This is a genomic window from Sporosarcina aquimarina, assembly GCF_023715615.1.
GTDB lineage: Bacteria > Bacillota > Bacilli > Bacillales_A > Planococcaceae > Sporosarcina > Sporosarcina aquimarina_A.
In genome coordinates this window covers 153387-175981 of record NZ_JAMBOM010000004.1, presented here as the reverse complement: position 1 = coordinate 175981, position 22595 = coordinate 153387, and the positions used below count along the sequence as shown (strand labels likewise).

The following is a 22595-nucleotide window of genomic DNA, read 5'->3' as shown; positions in this document are numbered from 1 at the left end:
ATTTCTCCTAGCCTGTAACAATAAAATGGGCGGGTTGAAGCACAACCCTTATACCGTTAGAGTCCCCGTTAATGGAAGAAGAAAAGCGAAGTTTATAAAGTATTTTTGAAACGATGAAATGATTTTGTTTGAGCGAATTGTTCAAAACCAATTGACTTATAAAGCTCACATGCATCTAGGGAAGTACAAACTACAACTGCCGTTTTTGCCCCCTTATCACTCAATGCATTGAGTGCAAGCTTACAGACTGAACTGGCTAACCCCAGTCTCCTAAATCTCGGATCCGTTCCAACAGGTTCTAGTAACCCCACCTTGTTATCTTCGTCAAACCAAATTAAACAAGATGCTACGAACTCGCCATTTGGGGATTCTATAACCCAATCAAGAGATGAATCATAAGGATAGGTATTCATAACGTTTAAGTAACTTTCTTCTGTGACTCTGGATTTTTGAAATGCAGCACTATGTACTCTCAAACGATTTGTTAAATCCTCAGAACCCTTGATAGGGCGACCTTTAAACTTATCAGGCAATTGAACAGGGAATGAACCACTATCCAAAGAAATTTTTGTGAGGACTTCTGGAATTTCTGCTAATGGTGTGAATAAAGAATCTTCTAAAGCTGAAATAAGATGCGACTCCGTTTCTAGGACAGTCACTTTTTGCTCATTGGTTTTAGTTATTTTATCAAACCAGTCAATGACATCCTTCGCCACCTCAGGAAAATCGGGATCAACTTGACATATTAACTCCCCAGGTTTTTGAATCCATCCCCAAGCAACGGGATTCCCATCCATTTCCCAAATTTCAGTATCCCAATCATCCTCGCGTCCAGCGTGTCGATGGCGTTGCCAAGCTAAATCGCCAATATGGTAATTAGGTTCCAGTGGCCATAAAGCTTGTGTAAGTTTCTGCATTCGTTTTAAATCACTTTTATCTTTATAAGTTCGAATTACAGGTTTACTCATTTATTTAAACACCTCAATTCTTCTTGATATTTGTACCTCTCTTTTTGATATTTTTACTATGGTCACCCTTATATTTAATCATCTTAAACTAACAGCTATGACTATCCCTAAAATTGAACTCTCCCTTTTTTCCATCAAACATTCAATTATAATCAATTGAACCTTTTCATATTCAATAAAGATTTAATTATTCCCTCGTCAACTAAACTGTTCATATTACTGAAAAAAGGATGCAATCCTTAAGCAAGAATTGCACCCGAATTTGGACTGAATTTTTGTTTTTAAGTATTAGCATCTACTTGTTCTAAACCAGGTTAGCTCCACAATGGTTATTTAATATCTGCATCATTTACTTAAAAGTCTGCAATATAGTACCTTGCCCATTATCGGATTCAACTTTTGCACATGCCCCATTTATGAGGGTGATTTGTGGTGGGACATGACCGCAATCAATATCGTATAAGATAGGAATTTGAAGCTCGTTAGAAAGCTCATTATAGACATCTTCAACCGTATAATTTTCAACAGGTGTATTAGCTGGACTTCTACCAAACATAATACCAGTACAATTCTCAAACCAACCAGCAAACTTCATTTGTACGAGGGATCTACGCAAGTCAGTGGAAGATGAATCGCAATTTTCGAAATACCAAATGATAGAATCTCCCTCAATATAATTCTTCCTGAAATTCTTTATATCGCCATAAGGTGTGCCAACTAAATGACTTATTGTGTCAATACATCCGCCGAGTAATCTCCCCTGCATGTTAACTTTTTCATTTTCAGTTGATTTCCAGTAAGTTTGTTCTGTTAGGTTGAAAATATAAGGGGTAGGGTTATCGTGTTGCCATTCTTTCTGATATTTTTCTGATGAATGCTGGAGAATCGATTCACCCGTTTTAGTGGATAAAACAGAGTGCCACATAGCTGTTGTATAATCAGAATACTCTCCTCTTAAATCCACTAGATTTGTTCCGTGAGCAGTAGCAACACCAGTTTTCAATGTGATTGCTAGCAGGAGAGTACTAATGTCGGAATAGCCCAATACCCATTTACTCTGTATATTCTCAAAGTCAATATCCTCAAGCGTCTCAATAAGTAGTTCCCCACCCCATGGAGGAATAATTAGTTGTATATCTCCATTGAGCATCATCTTATTAAACCCTTCCGCACGCTTTTTAGATGGAGCAGATTTTGCCTTATCCTGGGTCCAAACAGTTTCATCGCTGATTATGTTAAATCCTTTCCTTTCCATACTTTTAATTGCAGAGTTTAACAATTCATGTAATTCACTTGGCACTCCAGATGACGGTGCAGTTACCCCTATCGTCACATTCTTTTCTAGGGTAGGATACTTTATCATGTTGACTCATCTCCCTTAGTTTTGTATATCTCGGACTTTTTAATCTATTATGCTAATGGCATTCCTAGAATCTCAGCATAGAAAGTTTTCATGCTATTAATATCTATAGTCTTTAAAATAGCCTTTTTGATTCAATTTTCAAAATATATAAGCCCTTCTTGGGGAAAAAACAGCACATACATCTAAACTTCATACTAGTTGCTGTAATCGTACATATCCACGTTCTAAGCAACATTCTATAGAGGCCAATATTTCCAGCAGAATTGTAGAGATGCTGAACTTTTTTTCATCAAAATGAGCAGTCGCAATACTAGTAGCTCTACTCCTATGAATAGCTATTTTCCATTCTAGATCATCTACAAATAAGAGCTAGGAACAAAGATTGCTTGTGCAAAATAACACTTTAAGCAAAACTATTAAGGACATGTAAAAGATAGCCGTCTAACTGAAAAAATCAGATAGACGGCTATACCGCAGGAACGCATTCCAAATCCTTAAAACTAAAAGTTGTTTCTTTTTGAATTCACCTATATAAAATGGAGTATTAAAACGAAAAGTACATTAGATTTATAATAGTGCTTTAACATAGGCTAGCAGGTGAATCCTGGTTAATAGCAACACTTTTTCTGACGATAATTTAAAGCATATAATTTAACTTTGAACAAATTTTTATGAGAGATAGGATTGAGCTCTCCAATCTTTCGGCTTTATATTCTTATTCAACCATTGATCATGTGGTGCTTGGTATGGCGCTGAAGCGGTTAAGTAATTTTTGTGCCAGCTAGCAGCACCTGAACGAATCATTTCATCGATAAGAGGTTGAATAAACTCTTCTGGACGAAGCTGGAAAGAGTAACGTGCAAAATCTTGAAACCAACCACACTCCAGTAGATAGTTATCTATTTCTTCTTTTTCCAATCCGTTTTTGATGATTAACGTGAATGAAAAAATTCTTTTACAAGCATGCCATGAAACTTTTTCAGGCGCACTTATCCACTTCTCAAACCGTTTTCTTGCTGCATCAATGACTTCAACTGGATTATCGATAAGGGGTCCGTGACCAGAATAGGCAAGTTGGATTCTAAGTTGGGACAACCGATCCAGACTTTCTAGTGAACGTTGAATAGAAGAAACACCTTCACGAAAGATATTTATCCATCCAAGATCATTTTTGTGAAATAGATCTCCGCATATCAATACTTCCTCTTCAGGTTCATATAAAGAAATATGTCCTAACGTATGTCCTGGAGTATGTATAACTTTCAAGATTCTGCTTCCTGTATTAATTTCATCGTTGTTTGAGAGCTTAATATCTACCCGATAAGGTTCAACAGGCTGATCTAACCATTCTGCCCCGCATGCTTCAGTGTCACAAGTATTAATTAGGTCTGCTTCCCATTTATGAGCAGCAACTTGTACACCATAATTCTTTTGAAAATGAAAATTCCCTCCTACATGGTCACTGTGATAGTGCGTGTTTACAACTAAATGTAAGTCTTCAGGAGAAACACTATTTTTTTTAATCAATTGTTCCGTTTCCTTCACATCACTTCCAAAGCCACTATCAATAAGCGTTGGAAACTGATCTTTTATCATAACCATGTTGGCACTTGGAAATTTTCTTTCATAGAAAATAATACTAGATTTTTTCACATGCAACTCCTCCTTAAAGTCGATGCTCAAACAAAACACTTCAAAACAATTTTTTTATTTACATGTTAGGTTTAGATAAATATTGTCGTTCTCTAAATGATTAATGAATCCCTGTTATTACCCATCTTATAGTCTGACCTTTGTCTTCTATTCTCCATTTCACATATGAATACCTCTTTGAAACGAATCGAATGACACATTCCCATGAATATTGCGATCTATACCGCTGAATTAAAAACATCATTTATGATTTCAATGATGTATCTTGTCCGATTGAAGCCAATCTATCCTCCACCACCAGGCTCATTCAAGCAACAATCACATATCAAATTTTTTATACAAAAAATACTGATTAAAACCCTTTGGATGATCTTCGATAGTGCCGAAGACTTCATAACCATTATTTTTATAGAATTCAGGGGCTTGGAAGCTGAATGTATCTAAGAAAATGAAACGGCACCCTTTATCTAATGCATAGGATTCGATTCTTTTTAAAAGTTCACGCCCAAAACCTTTCTCTCTAACACTTTTGTCAACCCATAATGATTCGATGTGCATATGGTTCCAGAAAATATTTGCCGTAATCCCTCCAATGATTTTTCCTTCATCGTCCTTGAGAATAAAACTGACATTGTCATTAGAGGTTTTAAGGTTTTCGGGAAGCTGCTCCATATTATACTCGATTACCTTTTTTCTAATAAAATCACTATCTGTCTGATCCCATTGTTGAACTATATTCAAAAAGGTCATCTCCTTAATATTCACCAATCAACCGGATTGCAGTAAAGCTGTTAACTCACAAGTAGCCTCTCATCTAGAGTTTGTAAAGTAAAAATGCATGAATCATCATCTTCTATTCCTCAAAGTACGAAATAATAAATTCCTTTAGAGAAGAAGCCGATTCTTCATATTTCCCGGTTTCGTGATACCAAATATAGATCTTGTTTGCAAACACATTATCAACATTTTTGAAACATACTGTATCCCCGGTTCCATCTTCCCCTATGGATAAAAGCTCCGTAGGCATTCTTGGATCTCTTATCACAATATTTTGCCTGACAACGTCGTCCCACGTCCTCTTTATATTTTTGGAGTCCTTGATAGGGAATAAGGTCCATTCACCAACCTGAGCATTGTTAGTTAGCTTGAAAAGTTCTTTATATTGTTCTGGAAGGGCTACTTTTAATATTGTTTCCGTTGAATTTATATCTTGTTCAGAAACGCCAGCCTTCTTTGACTCAATTAAGTCGATTAATTCGTTCATGTAATGACTATCCCTTCTACTTCTATCACACAGACACATTTTATTCGGAAATGGCAAAGCCATTCTATACAAATTTATAGGACTTTGCTATTTGTTCAATAAGAACCCAAAAATTCTGTTTGAAGCTCTTTTTCTATAACTTTATTTTCAAAAGAAACACTGTATGCCTTAGCGTTAGGTCGTGAGCTAACTATTTTACTAATTCTTTGTCCCTTGTAATGAATTGCAACTCCATCGTCTGCCGCAATCCCTGATTGGATTTTTCTTGAATTCATCAGTCTGTGATATGCAGATTTTCTTTCTACTTCCCCATCGTAATGTGGACAATGACTCCCCTTTAAAAAACCCAGGCAATTGATTGCTTCAAGTCCCTCCCCATATGAATCAGTAACACCTTCTTCAAACCAACAATTTGCCCCTGCGCTTAAACCAGCTAAAATAATGCCTTGATTCCACGCTTTCTTTAAAATGCAGTCTAACTCCCATTCTTTCCACAAAGCTAGCAGGTTTTTAGTGTTTCCTCCACCAACATATACAATATCTTTGTTTAGTATAAAACTCTCCAAATCCCTGGTCGGGGGTTCAAACAAAGACAAATGTGAGGGTATACACTCTTGTTGGTTGAAAAAGTGATAAAATCTCGATATATAATTATCAGAATCCCCACTTGCAGTTGGGATAAAGCAAATTTTAGGACTAGGTTGTTGAGCTTGTTTTAAAATATACAAATCTAACAACGGATTATCGGGTTCCATAGAAAACCCACCACCACCAAGAGCAATTAATTGCCTCATCTCTGTCCCCCTACATGGTTGTTAAAAATTCACTTCTCTAATGTTCTGAATTTCCCATGCAAATGTGTTTAATTATCGAAGTCTATTTCATTAATATTGGATGATTCGCTTACTTCCAGGCATATCATTTTGTATGAATATAAATTATATTTAAATAATATTGGCTATTTCTAATTTAATTCGCTGTTTTACATTTTGTGATCAATACAAATTAAGCAATTAAGAGTACTACTAAAAATTATAAAAATTTAAACCAGTCTAATCACTTGTATGTAAAGATAACTCGGTAATTCCCAATACTACTAGCCCAGGATTGATAAAGAATTTCCATTTATCAATATCACGTAGCTTTCTTACTGTAAAAATTATATACAATATATCCGATTAAAAAGCCTATTCCGGCTCCTACACTAATCGCAACTAGTAAAGAGGTAGAGAAAAACATGCTAAAAGTTATCCCAATTGCACAACCAAAAAGCAATCCCAACGGCATTAAACTATCTAATAAATCTCGGGTGAATTTTGAATTTTTCTCATCCTGGTTACCGTGTTTATGCATATAGTCAATCCTATTAATTACAAATACACCAATTGCTCCTATTATTATCAGTGGTAGTATAGCACTCATAATTCCCGTGAATGAGCTCATTTGACAAACTCCTTTCCTTACTAATCTCATTGAATTTAAACTTATTTTTTATAACCATTACAATTGTAAAACAATGGCGTTCTTCACCAATACAATAATTTCAAAATTCTTAGTGATAACAAAACACCTAATATTAAAGCGTTTTATAACATGAAATGGTCCTAATGAGACATAAAAGCAAACTAATTGTTACTCTAACTTGTTAAAGTAGACTCGTTATTTCAAGAGGCCAGTTATTTTTTGTTCAAAAAAAGGATTCTCATTGGTAGTTATCGAATAATTAAAATAATAAATAGAAAGGTGGAATGAAAATGGTGAATCAGATTTGCGTTATTAGTATTTACGTACCAAATTTAAACCAAGCAATTGACTTCTATACCAATACTTTAGGTTTTGAATTAAACAAGCAGTACGGTCCTAAAATCGCTTCTCTTGCACACGGAGAGTTACCAATAGTTTTAGAAGAAAACGATAGTACAATCCAGAATCAAGATAATAAAACTACAAGAGTTGTATTAGGCTTACGAACACATGATATTTATCAAACAGTTAAATTCTTAAAAGAAATGAACGTCAATTTTATTGTAGAAGAACCAACGGATTGTCCTCCAGGAAAATATATTAGTTTCTGTGACCCCTTTGGAAATATTTTAGAATACCTTCAATTCGATAATTTATAACAACCATAAAAAGTCCGTCAACTATGCCGGACTTTTTACGTCGTCTTTTTAACTCTTCCCTTTAGTTGAACAAGAAATATGAACAGCATGATCCGAATGCTCAGCATGCAAATTATAAAAGTGCATTACACTTCTAGTTTTCCTAGGACATTTCTTACCTGTACCACTTTTTCAACCTCATCCTTGTATTCGAAAAAACCAATTCTGTTCCCCCAAGGATCGCTAAAAGTTCCCCATTTAACAGGTACTTCTTCTCTAGAGAATATTTCAAAAGGCTCTATTTTTAATTCCTTAACAATTCTACTTCGTTCCTTTTCAATATCCATCACACCTAAACGAATGGGACCACTACCTTCAGAAGGTGTGCCTTCTGCAACTTGTAGCCAGCAACCTTTAATAAGTTCCCATTCTGCAAATCCTTCATGAGGTACTGAATCTGGATTCTTATTCAATAAGGTTTCATACCATTTCTGCGCTTTATTCAGATTAGCAACTCGAACCTGAATAGTCATCTCGTATATCAAAGGAATCCCCCCAGAATTTATTCTAAGTCTCTTTCCACATAAAAGACTAAAATCCTTTTAGAGTGTAAGTTTAATTGCGCATTATAATCCAAATGCGTCGTATAAAAGTACGAAAACACAAACTCATGTTGTTAGATTAATGCGCCATTGAATTGCTCAAGTTAATGGTCATTTATTTACTATATAATGTAATTCTACAAATTGATTAAAAGTTCTAGTACCCACAAGAGAAAGATCTAGTTGATAGTTGCCTTCTTTAAACAAAGGAATTCCTTCCCCGATTATAGTTGGTGCAACTGTCAAAATAAGTTCATCGACCAACTTTTCTTTTAAAAACGTATTTAGTATGTCTCCACCTCCAACTATCCATATATTTTTCCCTTCTTGATTTTTTAAGTTACCAGTAAATTCAACAATGTCTCCGTTTATAAATTTAACTTCGTTTGTATCATCAAATGATGATCTAGAAAAAACGTAACAATCTTTATTTTGATAGGGGAATTGCCCCTTTTCTTGTTCCATAACCCAATCATAAGTCCTTTTACCAATTAAAATTGTATCTACCGTTTCTAAAAACTCCGAATAGCCATTATCACCTTCCCCCTCAACATTAAATAACCAATCAAGAGAGTCATCTTTTGTAGCGATATAACCATCCAAGCTTTGAGCAATAAACAATACTATTTTTCGTTGTTTTTTCATAATAAGCCTCCTAGCTCTTCGCATAAGAATGTATGTTCTTAATAATAGCAGCAAAGTTATGGTCCTTATTCAATTACACTGTCACGACATATTATGGTCCGGTTGCGTCATAAAAAGACAAGCTGTACATGATATCTTGTTGTTCAAATAGCGCGATCTGTTCTTGAATAAGACAAAAAGTTAGTTATTCCAATGGGAAGGTCGATGAATATAATAGGGTAATTTCGTCTTTACATTTCCCTTTGCCGAATTAATTTGCATTTGGGTCAAAAACATACTGGTGGATAGATCAGCGCCGCTGAAATTAACATCTCGCAAATCCGTTCCAATAAAATTGACTACCCTTAAATCCGTATTTCTCATATCCTCAGCAATCAAATAGGCACCCCTAAAGTCAGTTGCTCTTAAATCTTTTCCCTTTAATTTTTTGCCCATCCAATTAGCTCTTGCATGATCAAACTCTTCTAATTCTTGAACAACAGGCATTTTAACGATTGTATTTCTCCTAACAAAATCACTCGTCGAAGTAAGCAGGTCGTTTAATGAAAATCGGTACTTCACTAGATCAAGTGCCAATAAATTATCTGCGTCCAACTTCGTTAAATCCTGCAATTCATTTAACTGTTTTCTTAACTTACCAGCTAGATCATCTGGTATAGCATAAGACAGAGCTTCTGCCACGTACGTAATCATTTCATGAATTTGCTCCATGATAGGAAACACTTGAAACATTTTTTTACCAATGTCGGGGTTTTCTCGCCAACTCAAACCGTTAAAAGTAACTTGAGAAACTACTTGGCCTGCACCCAGACAATCAAATACTGTACAGCCTTTAAATCCTTGATTCCTTAACTGACTATGAATATGGCAACTGTAATCTGACTGCAAATTCATACAAGGAGTACCAGCAGGTTTGTTAATCGGAAAATCACTTGATGCTACAATATTAAGCGCTGTGCAACAAAGTCCAAAACACTTTGTACAATCAGCTGTTAAGTTTTCTCTAATTTTTCTGGCTGTTTCATTGTCCACTTTTTTAACCTCTATCTGAAAAAAAAGAATTTATTATACAAGTTCCCTAAATAATTTGGCCACTATTTCGTAACAAAATTTATTTACCTCATCGTACCATAATCACCCAATTTAGAGTAATTAAAAAAACACCTAATTTAAGGTGTTGTTACGACATGTTATGGTCCGAATGCGTCAGAAAAAGCCAACAGATCACTGTTGACTTTGATTACGCTTATGCAACAAACGCACCCAATTGCTTAATGGCAGACTTATAGCCCTGTTATAGGTAGAAAGCTTAGATTTGTTTCCGAGAGATCCTATTCTACTATGGCTTCTGTTATTTTCTTATTTAGATTTTTAATCGCCAGCATTGAATTATCCTGAACGATGCCTGTTTCAAAAAATCCAAATGAAGCGTATAATGTTTTAGCTGCGAGGTTACTTGTGTGATAAAAGAGTGCTACATATTCTGCTTCGCCATAAGGCATCGCTTCAATTTTCAGCAACATTTTTTCAAAGGCAAGCTTGCCATACCCTTTCCCCTGATAATGCTTGTCAATCATAATATGCCAAATAAAATAGCCTTTCTTTCTGTAAAAAACTTCATTTTCAAATGATTCATGATCCAATGTATCATACGTATACATCAAAAAACCCACCACAACTTCATTCGCATAAATGACGAGGGGGATGGCTGGTTCCCCGTTTGCGTTCAATACATAAGCGTCTGCAATGCTTCTGAGGTTAGTAGTTAGTATAAAATCTTTCTGATTTTCTCTAACCTCAAGTTCTACTACTTCATCTATGTTATCATCGGTTATTTTTCTCAATTCAATCATTTTTCCACCTCCCTATCGCCTATGTTCGACAGTTGCTTGGAATGTCCTTTAATTGTTGGGTAAAGAAAAACGCCCTGTGTGGGCGTCTTCTATTAGCTATTTCAGCTTTCAAAGTAAAAATTGATGAACTTGGTATCAATCGGATATGACTTATCATTTTCGACGAAAAGTAACAATGTACCGTTCGTGTTGAAAGCCCTTTCCTTAATACGGTAAGTTCTCTTTTCATGGAAAATGATGCTGCAGCTTGCAAGGATTTCGAGTTCGTCTGCTTCAACCTCTATTTCCTTTTCGCTAATGCCATTCAAATCGCTAAATTTTTCAACAAGTAATACCTTCATGACAGTCCCTCCCAGATTAGTAGTCATTTTTCTATTTCGACAAGGAACTGCCTTTCTCCTACTTATCTGACAATCTCATTCCGCACCCCGGACAGCTCCTGTTCGGAGCATGAAAAAAGGAGCATCGATATCGACGCTCCTGTACGACACATCATTGTCCAAATGCGTCATAAAAAAGACCTTTAAATGACGATCTTCGTTTTTCAATTAACACACCCGATTATGAAAACCGAGAACTAATCTTTCTACAAAAAAGTGCTCTATTCGGGAAACTTTTTCAGTTTAATCAACCTCTTTTTTGGAGTACTCTAAAAAAAGTGAATGGAACATGAGTGAAATAAAAGTAATCCAAAAAAATGTTAATATTATTTTAGCAACTACACTTGGCATATATAATTTAAAATCAAACCATATATTCGTGATTAAAACTATTGTTGATAAAATAGTGCCGAATAAAGGTAAATATTTCATCTGTGCTCTCCCATTCTATTGATGTTTCTTCAGTGCATTGAACCGTTATAGGCACAGCAATTCTACCATAACTGCACCGATTATTTAACAGTGTATTAAAAGAACACCTCGTAAAAGGTGTTCTGCTACACATTATGGTCCGGATGTGTCATAAAAAAGACCGTCTGTCACGATCTCTTGTTGTTCAAAAAACGCGCCCGTTAGTTCAAGAAGCTAGGAGTTCAACAGAACGACTTTTTAATATATTTTCAAATCATCAATCTTCTTACGGATTTGTTTAGCTTTATTAGACTTGAGAAACTCATCAACACTCCAGAAGAAAAAAGATGATACAAGAGAGAGTACTAAAAATAAGTTAAATGGCACCCAAGCCTCTCCATAATTGAATAAAATTAATACAAATACAGAGGCAAGAAGTAAATGAATTACTAATGCAATTCCACCTCTTATTACTCCTTTAATTCTTTTAGTGACAAAATCGGATAATATAGAACTTGGTAACCCATAAACCAAAAGAATAGGGAATAAATACATTCCAAGCATTATGACAAACCCTGATGGTTCTATAAGGAAATAAATAAACATTACCATTATACAGGCTACTAAGGCAGAAATTAATTTTCTAATTATCAAACCACCACTCCTACCTTCTTCTTAAACAAAATGGCCCGATTGTAGAACAAAATCTATTTATTCCAGCGTACCATATTCACCCAATTTTGAGTAATTAAAAAACACATCATATAAGGTGCTGTTGCGACATGTTATTGTCCGGATGCGTTTTTATTATGTTCGTCAATAGATGGTCTAAAGTTGTTCTACAAACGCGCCCGATTGATGAAGATAAGCGCCTGTCATTTGTAGGTACATTTCTTCAAAATCAGTTCTCAAATGCAATATCTGTACTTGGGCAAACATCAGCAAACCAACGTAATACTCCGTTGTGATGGTTTATAATTTGCTGAGCAGTAATGTCTAGTGATTCCCAAGTGCTGTGTGTATCTGAAGCTAAAGTGACCTTATATTCCAAACTAAATGCCCGCCTACAAGTTGTATCAACGCAGGCTTCCGTTTGAATTCCCACAATAACTAAATGTTCGATTTTTCGTTTTTTCAGTTCTTCATCTAGAGAAGTATTAAAAAATGTGTCAGGTGTAGTTTTTTGAATGATTGTATCTTGAGTTTTTGGAGTTATCTCAGGGTGAATCTCCCAACCATTTGTACCATACTCCAAAGGCTTACCTGCAGGTGCATTATGCTGTATAAAAAAAATGGGGGTCTCGGTAGAACGTGCTTGTTTGATTAAACCATTTAAATTTCGTAGCAGTCTTTCCCCTTTATAAACAACATTACCTTCTTGAAACATTCCATTTTGAACGTCTATGATTAGTAGTGCTTTCTTCATTACATCCCTCCGAATGAAAAGTGTGTTTGAAATTATCCGTTGTACACTTTTAAATTAAGACATGTTAAGCAATTCCACCCGACCAGTTCATTATATCTTTTTCCGTTAAATGGCCAGATTGTGGAACAAAATCTATTTGTTTCATAGTACCATAATAAACCAATTCTGATAAATTTAAAAAAACACCTATATAAGGTGTTGTTACAACACGTTATGGTCCGGTTGCGTCATAAAAAATACCATCAGTAGACGATCTCTTGTTCTACAAACGCGCCCGATTGTTAGAATTAATTAAATTTTATTTTCATCATTCTTTAATGTCTTAAAGGCTGTTTTTTCATAAGGACTTTTTGATAAACTCTAAATAGGAATATACCAATTAAACCGCCAAGCATATTTAATATAAGATCGTCAATATCTACGGCACGTATCCCACCTTCTGAATAAAGATATCCTGAAATGCTTAAATTTTCGACAAGTTGAAATGTCTCGATAAACAATGTGGTGAAAAATACAATTACAACTACCTTTTTCTTCTTTATTACAATATTTAATGCCAATAAGGAAAAGGCAAGGGGCAATAACAAAAACAAATTCCCGAAAGTCTGCATGACTGTTACTGGAGCAACAACTGTTCCAAATAAATCATTAAATATGGTTTTAAAAGGGATTAAATTTATTCGTTCCAAATTTACAAAGGGATTCCCTATATATTCTTGAGTAAAGTAATAAGGGATGTAAATATAAGTCACAAAGCGATGCAAAACGAACATATACAGGACAAAGCCAAATGAAATGATCTGTTCTATGACATTATTAACTGTTGATTTTCTAATAAGCCAGACAACTAAAGCAAGGGTAATTCCGACATTTACTATTAAATCTAAGTAATCTAAGAAACCAGCCCCAGTGTAGATTCCTCTTTTGTAAGAGTAAATAAAAAAAAGCAATGACGCAACTAGCAAACTGTACCACTTGTTGACTCTTATATTCATTTACCTCTTATCCTTCCATGTTTTAAGCAAAATGCACGTTTGCGGAACAAAATCTATCAATACCATACCATAATCACCCAGTTTCAAGTAATAAAAAAACACCTCGTATAAGGTGCTGCGACACGTTATGGTCCTGATGCGTCATTAAAAGCCACCAGTTCACTGTTGACTTTGATTTCGATTCTTCAACAATCGCACCCGATTCTTGCACAATGCTGTAAGATTAAGGAACCCCGATTGCTTATAAAAAATGTTCCTTACGTCAATTTTGACTTTTCTTATATCATGCGGACTCAATACCCATACAAAATAAACAACTTGGAAACGCAATTATGGAAATACCAAAATTGTTTTTTTATCGAAATTAATACTTTTAGAATTGATTAGTTCTGTTCTTTATTTTCAACGGGAATTATTTTTTTATTAATTCTCCAAGCAATGTATATAGCGACACCTCCAATTGGGAATTCTATGAATAAACGATAGGGAAGTTTGACACCTATAGAAACAAGCAAGTGTATTGATAAATAAAACACTGACAATGCAGCTATATTTATTAGCATCCCCCATAAATAAACAACTTTTTTACTATAAATAGACATGAGTATGCCCATTAATAATAAAACAAGTATATTGACCATTTTCAACCACCTATTCTATTTCAAATGCAGATATAAATGTCTAATCACATAAAACTTGCCCGATTGTGGAACAAAATCTTTCTTCATCATATCATAATCACCAAATTGGTAGTCATTAAAAAAAACACCTCGTATAAGGTGTTGATACGACACGTCATAGTCCGGGTGCGTCAGAAAAAGCCAACAGATCACTGTTGACTTTGTTTGTGCTTCTTCAACAATCGTACCCTTTTCTTGAACAAACTGTAGTAACCCCTGATGTATATTAATCACCAAATGCAAAAATTAATTCCAATTCACAAACTAATTCTTCATCCACAGTAGCCATCCCTTTTCCCTTTCCAATAGGACCTTTTAAGCGAGTAATTTCAACTTCAAGACGTAGTTGATCACCAGGTTTTACTTGTTCTTTAAAGCGACATTTATCTATGCCCGCTAACAGACCTAATCGACCTTGGTTTCCATCTTTAGTTAGCATTACTACTGCACTCACTTGGGCTAATGCTTCTACAATCAGTACACCCGGCATTACTGGATAATCAGGGAAGTGTCCATTAAAAAACTCCTCATTTGCTGAAACATTTTTAATGCCTATTGCTCTTTTTCCTTCTTCCAATTCCAAAATTCTATCCACTAAAAGAAAGGGGTAACGATGTCTAATAGTTTCCTTGATTTTTTGAGTATCTAACATTACCTAAGCCTCCAAATCAAAAATTCTTAATCTAATTTTATCACTTGATAATAATAGCCAATAACATAAAATCCATTCTTTTATTTCAGAAAATGGTTTGTTTGCGGAACAAATTCTATCACCACCATACCATATTCACCCATTTTGGAGTAATTAAAAAAACACCTAACTAAAGGTGTTGTTACGACACGTTATGGTCCTAATTAATAAGCTCTTTTTTCGAAAGGATTTTAAATAGGAAACAACCAAGCTCTTCATTTGTATTAAACCTAATTTCGAACGTTTGATTTTCTTTTTTAATAGACAGTTTATTACCGTTTACTGTAAACTCCGTTTTTTCATTTTCCATGAACACACCTCCTTAACTTTATGGTACTATTATCCTGGGAATGGGGGTGAAAATAGTGAGACTAAGAGATATGAAACAATTATTAATAGACAACATCGATGACTTAGACTTTAATAGCGAAAAAATACAAAACATTGACAAATACGACATTTCTGGATTTCAGAAAACTATTAGCGCTGTAAATAACCTTAGAGAACTTAACTTTCTAAAGATAGAGATACATGAATTATCACAATTGAGCAATATATATTATGATAAGTCAATTAATGATCATATTAGAGTTGACGGTACCTCTTATAACGAGTTCAAAAGATTGGTTAACATTATTAAACATAAGTGTTCAGCAACTTTAGAAGCTTTTGACCAAGCTATACCAGATCAGCAAGAATATTCTATTAGTGTTAGACTGCCCGATTATAAGGATTTGGATCAATTAAGTAAGTTCTTCTCAAAATTAAACAAATCACTAGAACAGGCCATCGTTAATGAACATGTAAAAGGGAATGTCACTATCCAAAATTTTGACTCTGGGTCACTTTGGGTAGAACTAATCCTAGGCGGTCACTTTGCACTTCAATTTGTTGGTGCATTAACACGTACAGCTGCTGCTGTCAGAAACCAAACCTATCAATTAAAAATAATTGAGCAACATGTAAGAACGCTTGAAATTAAAAATGACACTTTAGAAGACTTGCAAAAAGGGTTATCTAAGAGTGTTGATGTACTTGTTGAAGCTGAAACAAAAAACTTATTGGATCAAGAGAATATCCAATACGACTCAGAGTACTTAGGACAACTGAAATATTCCGTTAAAACCTTGGCAGAATTAATAAATGATGGAACAGAGATTCACCCATCTTACTTAGCTGAACCAGAATATACTGCAGACTTTCCGGATTTTGATAAATTAGATCAAATTGAATCAACAATAAAACAAATTGAATCTAGTACAGAAGAATGAACAAAAAGCAAAACCTCATTTTTAAGTGAGGCTTTGCTTTATTTTATGTTTATAACTATGCTTACATTCCTAACCTTTATAACGTGCTAAAAACACACAATGTTGCAGATTATAGTCCGAAGGCGACTTAAAAAAGCCAACAAATAGTATGTTGACCGCAGTAATCCTTATTTAACAAAAGCACCCGTTAGTTGAATAAGGTCATTCAGTATCACTTGAATATTTTTCTGGTAGTAATTGCATAACATTACACTTTACTAACTCACCTTTATAAGAAATGATTACATCAGTATCTTTTCCATAATCACTTATTAACTCACGACACATACCACACGGTGCAACTACCCAACATTTTTCTATATCCTCGTGTGGATGAGGATGAGCTACTGCGACAATCGTTTCAAATTCATGGTCTCCCTCAGATATAGACTTACCAATAGCGATCGCTTCGCCACATACTGTAATTCTTCCTACATTCGCTTCAACGTGTACTGCTGAGTAAATCTTTCCCGTTTTCGTCCTTACTGCTGAACCAATGTGATGTCGTTCATATCTATAATTCTTTTCAATAACTTTTTCTGCTTCCTTAATCAATTCATAATCAATATTTTCTAATGGTCTTACTTCTAACATAATAGTCTCCCTCTCTATTTTTATCACTTTTCCTTAAACTAACCTGCTTCGTTAGTTGAATAACAGTATAGATTCCATCTTACCATAATCGTCCAATTACGCTTTGGTAGGTGGAACATAATCACCTGCCAAAAACTCGACACCGCTATCTTTAAGGTTTTCGTAAACACCCGACTTGAGGGACTCTGGAACGTCGTTAAATTCTGTCTTCCCAAGAATCACACGCTGTGCAAAAAACATAGCCATCATAGTATCACCACCCTCTAATTGAAATAAAAGCCAAAACAAAAAGCGGGTAATCATTGATAAACTTGTGCTGCCATTTCGGCAACTACGTCCTCGATGAAATCCGCTCGTTCGGTTATTGCTTGGTTTTGTGATTTGAGCAAGACATTTTCCAATTTTATCTCCTCAATTTCAATATATATCGGTTTTGTGTCAGAAAAAACCAGAAAGTTTCCCTCCTGTATATTCATCTCTTCCACCAGAAACTTGTCCTTATTTTCGTTCACTAATAATTCTCTTTCTTCATTTGTTGTGTATTGTCTCTTAAAAATCACAATTAGTACCCCCTTTTCAAGATGATCTCTAATTTATAGCGCTGTAATAAGTGAAGGGTTTACGATGCCTACAGATACGCTTCTGATTTGCATAGTTATACTTGCTTCTGTTTTGGTTTTTATTTGCATCAAATCACCTTTTTTCAACATTATATCTTCAGTGTATGTCACGTCTGCATAATAATTCAGTTGCCTAGTCACACCTTTAGGCACACCATTAACGTGTATGCAGGTGTACCACCAATACGAACTACTGCCCTGCGCAAACAAATTCATGGATACTCTATATGTTCCATCTTCCACCACCCTAAATACTTTACGGTCAACGAAATCTGCTGATGGACTTACGGTCGCAACAGTATTGTTAGAGGCGATTATCGATGTTCCTGGTTTTATCTCACTAATTATACCGGTTTTGATTGTCCCGATAGCTGTAGCTAGTTGTGCGAATGTAGGATCAGATGGCACTACAACTTTAGGATCTGTGCCAGTAATGGCGTTTTTAATCGCATTTTTACCGTTACTGGCTGACGTAAAAGCCGCTTCAGCTCTGTCATAGGCTTGCTTGACCGCTTTCGGCGTAGCAGATAATGTTTCGTCTACACTGTGTACTTCGCTACTTAACTGCGTATGCCCGACTTGTGTTAACTACGCTTTTTCCGCCTAATACGTCATAAATAGACGCAGTATTTCCTTGATTTAATACACCAAATCAACTCTTTCATATCCATTGCAAAGTAGTTAGCTTATGTACTTATCTTAATCAAAAAAATATATAATTATTTGCCCTTTTTAAAAACCCTACCCTTATAAGTACAATGGTCAAATAAATTAGATCTATTCTGAATTTGATCTTGTTAAAGAGGGATTTGCTAGCTTTAGAAGAAGTAGTGCTTGATCGGGTACAAGAATGATTCTGGTTTTACAACGTTTCCTTTTTGAAACGACTTTTTCAAGATGTTAGAGGGAGGAATAGCGTTGGTCAAACTTTCTCTGTGTGCCGCACATTAATGCGAATGGAGTGTAATTCAACATGTAGCGTAACTCCACATCTCAAAAATTGGCATGAACAGGATCTATTTTGATGGTAATATGGATCAATAAAAGTATATTTGACAGGTGGGATAAAAATGAGCAAGTTATATGTAATAAGACATTGTGCAGCAAGAGGACAAGCTCCAGAAGCCCCTTTGACAGCACAAGGGACACAACAAGCTGAATGGTTAACAGAGTTTTTCTCTACTCAAAACGTCGATCACATCATTTCGAGTCCTTTTGAACGCGCGATTCAGTCCATTACCCCATTCTCACAAGTGACTGGAATCCCGATTGTCAAAGATGAACGTTTGAAAGAACGAGTGTTAAGTAATGAAAATCTTGAGGATTGGTTAGAAAAATTGAAGGTAACCTTCGAAGATATGGAACTCCGATACAATGGTGGTGAATCCAGCAAAGATGCCATGAACCGAATTATTGGGTTGTTTGCGGAAATCATCAAGAGTGACATGAAGACCTCAATCATAGTGACTCATGGTAATCTATTATCTCTAGCTTTGAAGTATTATGATTCCAGTTTTGGATTTGAGGATTGGAAGAAACTTAGTAATCCCGATATCTATCTACTCCAGTTTGATGGTGATCAAGTAATTATTAAACACCTTTTGGGAGATCTTGAACTAAAGTATTAAAGATTTAATATATAGCTAACAACATTTATTTTTTATGTAACTTATATTAAGTTGATGCATCTTTATTGAACTTATTTTAGCTGATCTAAACAAAAAAGTAACCACCGCTGCTACCTGACGTAGTAGTTGAGATGGTTACTTTTAGTACTTTTAACTTTCTGGTCAATCGCACTAGCTGCCAATAATTTTTCGAGCTCTTCACCTATTTTTGTCCAGAAATATTTTGTACCTTCGATAGCACCTTGTCGTGCTTTTGTTTCTTCGCTGAATCCTGTTTGTTCGTTCCGCCATCAAGATTTTCTTTCAATGTCCATGTAACTATAGTCACTTCACCAGCGTTGATCCAACTGTAAGAAAGAGTATGGGGTTCATTTACTATTAAACCTTCACAATCGACCTTTCCATCCCACCATTCGTTTGGCTCTGATAGGAATTGAAATATATGTCCAACTACCTGTTTAAATTCATTATTCTATATCCAATTTGCAAGCTCATCGGAATCTGTTAACACATTCCATGCTTTCTTGATCGAACTTTTATATGAAAAGTCTAAAGATACTTTAGGTTTCATCAACCTTCCTCCAATAACTTGTGAAGTGTTGCAAATCGGTCTTTCCAGAATTTCTCGTAGACTGAGATCCAAACTAGCATTTCTTCCAATGGTTCAGCGTTTAATCGGTACCTCATTTCCCTGCCAACTTTTCGTCCGCATATGAGATTTGTTTCTTTTCTATTGAATACCTTTCCAGAGTCCTTTTATTTGAAAGATGTGTTTCCCTTATCCATTATTTCACCCTAACCTAATTGCTATCTTCTTCAACAAGTTGTTTAAGGGCAGCCAGCTGATCGTCCCAGTATGGTTCAAAAAATGCTAGAAAATCTTGAATTTCAGCAAGTGGATTTGGTTCAAGGGTATAACGGGTTTCCCGTCCTACTTTACGGCTTTTTACCATACCAGCATTGTAGAGAATATGAAGGTGCTTATTGACGGCAGTCCGACTAATTGGAAATTGCTTGGCTATCTCCACAATCGACATTTCCTTTTCTATAAGTAATTTCAATAAGGTACGTCTGGTTGGATCGGAAATCGCTTGAAAAACATCATACTTCTTTTGCTCGGACATATTAAGCTTCGATATAAGCAGGTAGTTTCACTTTAACAATGCTCTCCCAGCCGCCATTCATGGTTTCGCGTACACTTGCTTGTTCTGTATTCCATCCCGAATGAGTAAGGGTGAATTCTGTTTGTTGTCCATCGAGCTCTTTCAATTCAAACAGTAAATGCCATCCTTTATCCCAGTTAAACCCTAAACGATGTGGAGGTTCAAGATCTGTAACGGAGCAAGGTGAATCACCGTAAGGTCCTGCATGAAGGACAAATTTCTTTCCTAACTTCGGCTCAAATGTGTTGGGCATCCACCATGAAGCCAGCCCTTCCGAAGTGGAAACTACCTTCCATACTTTTTCAATTGGCGCGTTAAGGACAATGGTCTTTCGAATTTCCGGTAAGTTATTTTCTGTCTTCATGTTTTCATTCCTCCTACTAATAAGTAACACCTTTTAGTGTTACGTCGGATTTTAGCACGATACAAAGCAAAGTACAAGTTTTAATTTCATCGTCCCTTTTGTTATACATATATTAGAACAGTTCTGTTATACTATTAATAGAGCAGTTAGGAGGTGACCAGTTGTTCATCCAAATTGAAGCAACATCCGATATCCCAATTTATACTCAATTAGCCAATCAGGTAATTGAACTGATTGCACGTGGACAGCTCCAAGGAGGAGATACGTTACCTTCGGTGAGAGCATTAGCTTCAGATCTGAGCGTGAATATGCATACCGTCAACAAGTCCTACCATGAACTTGAGCAAAAAGGAATTATACGTATCGTACCAAAGTCTGGTGCCATCATTAACCCAATTGTTCAGTACGGTATGAGCAGGGAAAATCGTCAAAGAATTATTGAACGAATTCGACCTATTCTTGCTGAATCACTTGTACTTGGCATGAGCCTAGAAGAGATTGAACAACTTGTTTCAGCCACTCTTAGTCTTTTGAAGGAGGATTAATCTATGTCATTAGCAATTTTTCTAGTCACGCTTGCTTTCATGATTGTCTTGCAATCCGCTATTCCGTTTTTATTGAAAAAGACGATAGTTTTCGGTGTTACCATTCCAGAAAAGAATGCAACAAATTCAGAACTTGCCACTTATAAACGAAGGTATTCTAGCATTGTTTTAATTACAGGGATAATCGCATTTGTTGCCTTTCTAGTTTGGTCAATTAACACTCATGCTTCTGAGGATCAGCTTGTTTGGATAGGATTGGTAATCCAGTTAGGTCTTCTGTTACTTTGCATGGCGCTGTATCTTTACTACCACGCAAAAACTACAGAATTAAAACGAAACAAAACCTGGGGTATCCGTACAAAACAAATACGTGTTGCCGACTTACAAAGTCATGTAAAAGATGCTATGCTCCCATCATCTATGTATGTACTGCCAATGCTTGTAACGATTGGTTTAGTCATTTACACAACAACTCAGTATAGTTTGTTACCTGATATGATCCCAACTCATTGGGATGTCAATGGTCAACCAGATGCATTCAGTCCAAAAACCCCATTTTCCTCAATTGCTCTTTTGGTTATCCTTTTGGTTATGCAAGTGATGATGCTAGGAATCAATATCGCAACAAAGCAATCAGGAATCAAATTGAATTCCAGTAAAAAGAAATCTTCCCAGATCCAACAACTTGCGTTTCGTAAATATACAAGCTGGTTTTTATTGATGACGACAATTCTTTTAACAATACTTTTCTCTTTCCTTCAACTCACTACGATACATGAAGGGTTTCAAAACGTTACGTTAATGATGGGTTTGCCGCTCGGTTTCCTATTAGTCATGTTGATAGCTTCTGCTGTCTATGCATTCAAAGTTGGACAGGGTGGATCTCGTATTGCGGTATCAATTGCTGAAGAAGAATCTACAGAGTTTGCAGATGAAGATAATGATAGGCATTGGAAGTTAGGTGTCTTTTATGTGAATAAGCAAGATCCTTCAATCTTCGTAGAAAAACGATTTGGTATCGGTTGGAGTATCAATTTTGGTAACCCGGTCGGCTATTTCATCGTATTCGTTCCTCTGCTTCTCGTTTTACTCGTTTCATTCTTTGCATAGTGTCGCATGCATGGGCTGGAATTATGACGGCATAACAAAAGATAACGGTTCTTGAATAGTTGTGTTTAACATCCTTCTTTGATAGTTGTATAAAAGAAGGGTGTTTTTTACTTGGAATCATATCCTATTCCAAGTAAACTACATGAATTTAATAATCATTGAATACTTAAAACGAAGGAAGTTGGACAGCTGGGAAAAGTGAAACATTTGGAACCCTTCAAGTTTTCA

General features: G+C 35.6%; 30 protein-coding genes. 6 read left to right on the top strand and 24 right to left on the bottom strand.

Annotation, left to right across the window (positions count from 1 at the left end):
* Positions 1-92: 92 nt before the first annotated feature.
* The 7 genes from M3197_RS12265 to M3197_RS12235 all read right to left on the bottom strand — a co-directional run bounded on the left by M3197_RS12265 (position 93) and on the right by M3197_RS12235 (position 6691).
* Positions 93-968: a GNAT family N-acetyltransferase gene (locus M3197_RS12265; protein WP_251661864.1), complete on the bottom strand. Its 876-nt coding sequence runs from the start codon at positions 966-968 to the stop codon at positions 93-95.
* Positions 969-1317: 349 nt separating this feature from the next.
* Positions 1318-2331 carry a S66 family peptidase gene (locus tag M3197_RS12260; protein ID WP_251661863.1) on the bottom strand — a complete coding sequence of 338 codons (1014 nt, stop codon included), beginning with the start codon at positions 2329-2331 and terminating at the stop codon, positions 1318-1320.
* Positions 2332-3000: 669 nt separating this feature from the next.
* Complete coding sequence (locus M3197_RS12255) at positions 3001-3984, bottom strand: MBL fold metallo-hydrolase (RefSeq protein WP_251661862.1); 984 nt, start codon at positions 3982-3984, stop codon at positions 3001-3003.
* Between the two features lie 318 nt (positions 3985-4302).
* Positions 4303-4725: a GNAT family N-acetyltransferase gene (locus tag M3197_RS12250; protein ID WP_251661861.1), complete on the bottom strand. Its 423-nt coding sequence runs from the start codon at positions 4723-4725 to the stop codon at positions 4303-4305.
* 112 nt (positions 4726-4837) lie between these two features.
* Complete coding sequence (locus M3197_RS12245; protein WP_251661860.1) at positions 4838-5248, bottom strand: SMI1/KNR4 family protein; 411 nt, start codon at positions 5246-5248, stop codon at positions 4838-4840.
* A gap of 95 nt (positions 5249-5343) precedes the next feature.
* On the bottom strand, positions 5344-6042 hold the full coding sequence (locus tag M3197_RS12240) for a Type 1 glutamine amidotransferase-like domain-containing protein (RefSeq protein ID WP_251661859.1): 699 nt from the start codon (positions 6040-6042) through the stop codon (positions 5344-5346).
* Between the two features lie 340 nt (positions 6043-6382).
* Positions 6383-6691, bottom strand: coding sequence for a hypothetical protein (locus tag M3197_RS12235; RefSeq protein WP_251661858.1), 309 nt, complete (start codon positions 6689-6691; stop codon positions 6383-6385).
* A 311-nt stretch (positions 6692-7002) separates the two neighbouring features.
* Between M3197_RS12235 and M3197_RS12230 the strand changes: the two genes are divergently transcribed.
* Positions 7003-7371, top strand: a complete 369-nt coding sequence (locus M3197_RS12230; RefSeq protein WP_251661857.1) for a VOC family protein — start codon at positions 7003-7005, stop codon at positions 7369-7371.
* Between the two features lie 125 nt (positions 7372-7496).
* On the opposite strand, the gene M3197_RS12225 is transcribed toward M3197_RS12230, so the two are convergent.
* From M3197_RS12225 to M3197_RS12175, 11 genes are all read right to left on the bottom strand, one after another.
* Positions 7497-7895, bottom strand: coding sequence for a VOC family protein (locus tag M3197_RS12225; RefSeq protein WP_251661856.1), 399 nt, complete (start codon positions 7893-7895; stop codon positions 7497-7499).
* 168 nt (positions 7896-8063) lie between these two features.
* Positions 8064-8597 carry a dihydrofolate reductase family protein gene (locus tag M3197_RS12220; protein WP_251661855.1) on the bottom strand — a complete coding sequence of 178 codons (534 nt, stop codon included), beginning with the start codon at positions 8595-8597 and terminating at the stop codon, positions 8064-8066.
* Positions 8598-8777: 180 nt separating this feature from the next.
* Positions 8778-9629: a pentapeptide repeat-containing protein gene (locus tag M3197_RS12215; RefSeq protein ID WP_251661854.1), complete on the bottom strand. Its 852-nt coding sequence runs from the start codon at positions 9627-9629 to the stop codon at positions 8778-8780.
* Positions 9630-9928: 299 nt separating this feature from the next.
* Positions 9929-10450 carry a GNAT family N-acetyltransferase gene (locus M3197_RS12210; protein WP_251661853.1) on the bottom strand — a complete coding sequence of 174 codons (522 nt, stop codon included), beginning with the start codon at positions 10448-10450 and terminating at the stop codon, positions 9929-9931.
* 101 nt (positions 10451-10551) lie between these two features.
* Positions 10552-10791 (bottom strand): hypothetical protein, encoded by a 240-nt coding sequence (locus M3197_RS12205; RefSeq protein WP_251661852.1) that lies wholly within the window; start codon positions 10789-10791, stop codon positions 10552-10554.
* A 708-nt stretch (positions 10792-11499) separates the two neighbouring features.
* Positions 11500-11895 (bottom strand): hypothetical protein, encoded by a 396-nt coding sequence (locus M3197_RS12200; RefSeq protein WP_251661851.1) that lies wholly within the window; start codon positions 11893-11895, stop codon positions 11500-11502.
* A gap of 247 nt (positions 11896-12142) precedes the next feature.
* Positions 12143-12667 carry a cysteine hydrolase family protein gene (locus M3197_RS12195; RefSeq protein WP_251661850.1) on the bottom strand — a complete coding sequence of 175 codons (525 nt, stop codon included), beginning with the start codon at positions 12665-12667 and terminating at the stop codon, positions 12143-12145.
* Positions 12668-12981: 314 nt separating this feature from the next.
* A complete protein-coding gene (locus tag M3197_RS12190) occupies positions 12982-13662 on the bottom strand; it encodes a VanZ family protein (protein WP_251661849.1) in 681 nt (226 codons plus the stop codon).
* 383 nt (positions 13663-14045) lie between these two features.
* Positions 14046-14303, bottom strand: a complete 258-nt coding sequence (locus tag M3197_RS12185) for a hypothetical protein (protein WP_251661848.1) — start codon at positions 14301-14303, stop codon at positions 14046-14048.
* Positions 14304-14568: 265 nt separating this feature from the next.
* Positions 14569-14994 (bottom strand): 3-hydroxyacyl-ACP dehydratase FabZ, encoded by a 426-nt coding sequence (gene fabZ, locus M3197_RS12180; RefSeq protein ID WP_251661847.1) that lies wholly within the window; start codon positions 14992-14994, stop codon positions 14569-14571.
* Positions 14995-15193: 199 nt separating this feature from the next.
* Positions 15194-15343 (bottom strand): hypothetical protein, encoded by a 150-nt coding sequence (locus M3197_RS12175; protein WP_251661846.1) that lies wholly within the window; start codon positions 15341-15343, stop codon positions 15194-15196.
* Positions 15344-15413: 70 nt separating this feature from the next.
* On the opposite strand from M3197_RS12175, the gene M3197_RS12170 reads away from it, so the two are divergent.
* On the top strand, positions 15414-16304 hold the full coding sequence (locus M3197_RS12170; protein WP_251661845.1) for a hypothetical protein: 891 nt from the start codon (positions 15414-15416) through the stop codon (positions 16302-16304).
* Positions 16305-16505: 201 nt separating this feature from the next.
* On the opposite strand, the gene M3197_RS12165 is transcribed toward M3197_RS12170, so the two are convergent.
* From M3197_RS12165 to M3197_RS12150, 4 genes are all read right to left on the bottom strand, one after another.
* Positions 16506-16937, bottom strand: a complete 432-nt coding sequence (locus M3197_RS12165) for a cytidine deaminase (RefSeq protein WP_251661844.1) — start codon at positions 16935-16937, stop codon at positions 16506-16508.
* 96 nt (positions 16938-17033) lie between these two features.
* Entirely contained in the window at positions 17034-17186 is a 153-nt protein-coding gene (locus M3197_RS12160) for a CD1375 family protein (RefSeq protein ID WP_251661843.1), read from the bottom strand.
* A gap of 50 nt (positions 17187-17236) precedes the next feature.
* Positions 17237-17497 carry a hypothetical protein gene (locus M3197_RS12155; protein ID WP_251661842.1) on the bottom strand — a complete coding sequence of 87 codons (261 nt, stop codon included), beginning with the start codon at positions 17495-17497 and terminating at the stop codon, positions 17237-17239.
* A gap of 33 nt (positions 17498-17530) precedes the next feature.
* Complete coding sequence (locus M3197_RS12150) at positions 17531-17773, bottom strand: hypothetical protein (RefSeq protein WP_251661841.1); 243 nt, start codon at positions 17771-17773, stop codon at positions 17531-17533.
* Here M3197_RS12150 and M3197_RS12145 point away from each other — a divergent pair.
* The gene (locus M3197_RS12145) at positions 17772-18056 is read left to right on the top strand and encodes a hypothetical protein (protein WP_251661840.1); all 285 of its coding nucleotides are present in this window, start codon (positions 17772-17774) and stop codon (positions 18054-18056) included. The two genes, M3197_RS12150 and M3197_RS12145, sit on opposite strands and share 2 nt — an antisense overlap.
* A 571-nt stretch (positions 18057-18627) precedes the next feature.
* Positions 18628-19185 (top strand): histidine phosphatase family protein, encoded by a 558-nt coding sequence (locus tag M3197_RS12140; RefSeq protein ID WP_251661839.1) that lies wholly within the window; start codon positions 18628-18630, stop codon positions 19183-19185.
* Positions 19186-19985: 800 nt separating this feature from the next.
* Here the strand turns inward: M3197_RS12140 and M3197_RS12130 are convergent.
* Positions 19986-20309 (bottom strand): ArsR/SmtB family transcription factor, encoded by a 324-nt coding sequence (locus M3197_RS12130; RefSeq protein ID WP_251661838.1) that lies wholly within the window; start codon positions 20307-20309, stop codon positions 19986-19988.
* Position 20310: 1 nt separating this feature from the next.
* Positions 20311-20712, bottom strand: coding sequence for an SRPBCC family protein (locus tag M3197_RS12125; protein WP_251661837.1), 402 nt, complete (start codon positions 20710-20712; stop codon positions 20311-20313).
* Between the two features lie 161 nt (positions 20713-20873).
* On the opposite strand from M3197_RS12125, the gene M3197_RS12120 reads away from it, so the two are divergent.
* Positions 20874-21257, top strand: coding sequence for a GntR family transcriptional regulator (locus tag M3197_RS12120; protein WP_251661836.1), 384 nt, complete (start codon positions 20874-20876; stop codon positions 21255-21257).
* A gap of 3 nt (positions 21258-21260) precedes the next feature.
* Positions 21261-22367, top strand: a complete 1107-nt coding sequence (locus M3197_RS12115) for a DUF1648 domain-containing protein (RefSeq protein ID WP_251661835.1) — start codon at positions 21261-21263, stop codon at positions 22365-22367.
* Positions 22368-22595: the final 228 nt, after the last annotated feature.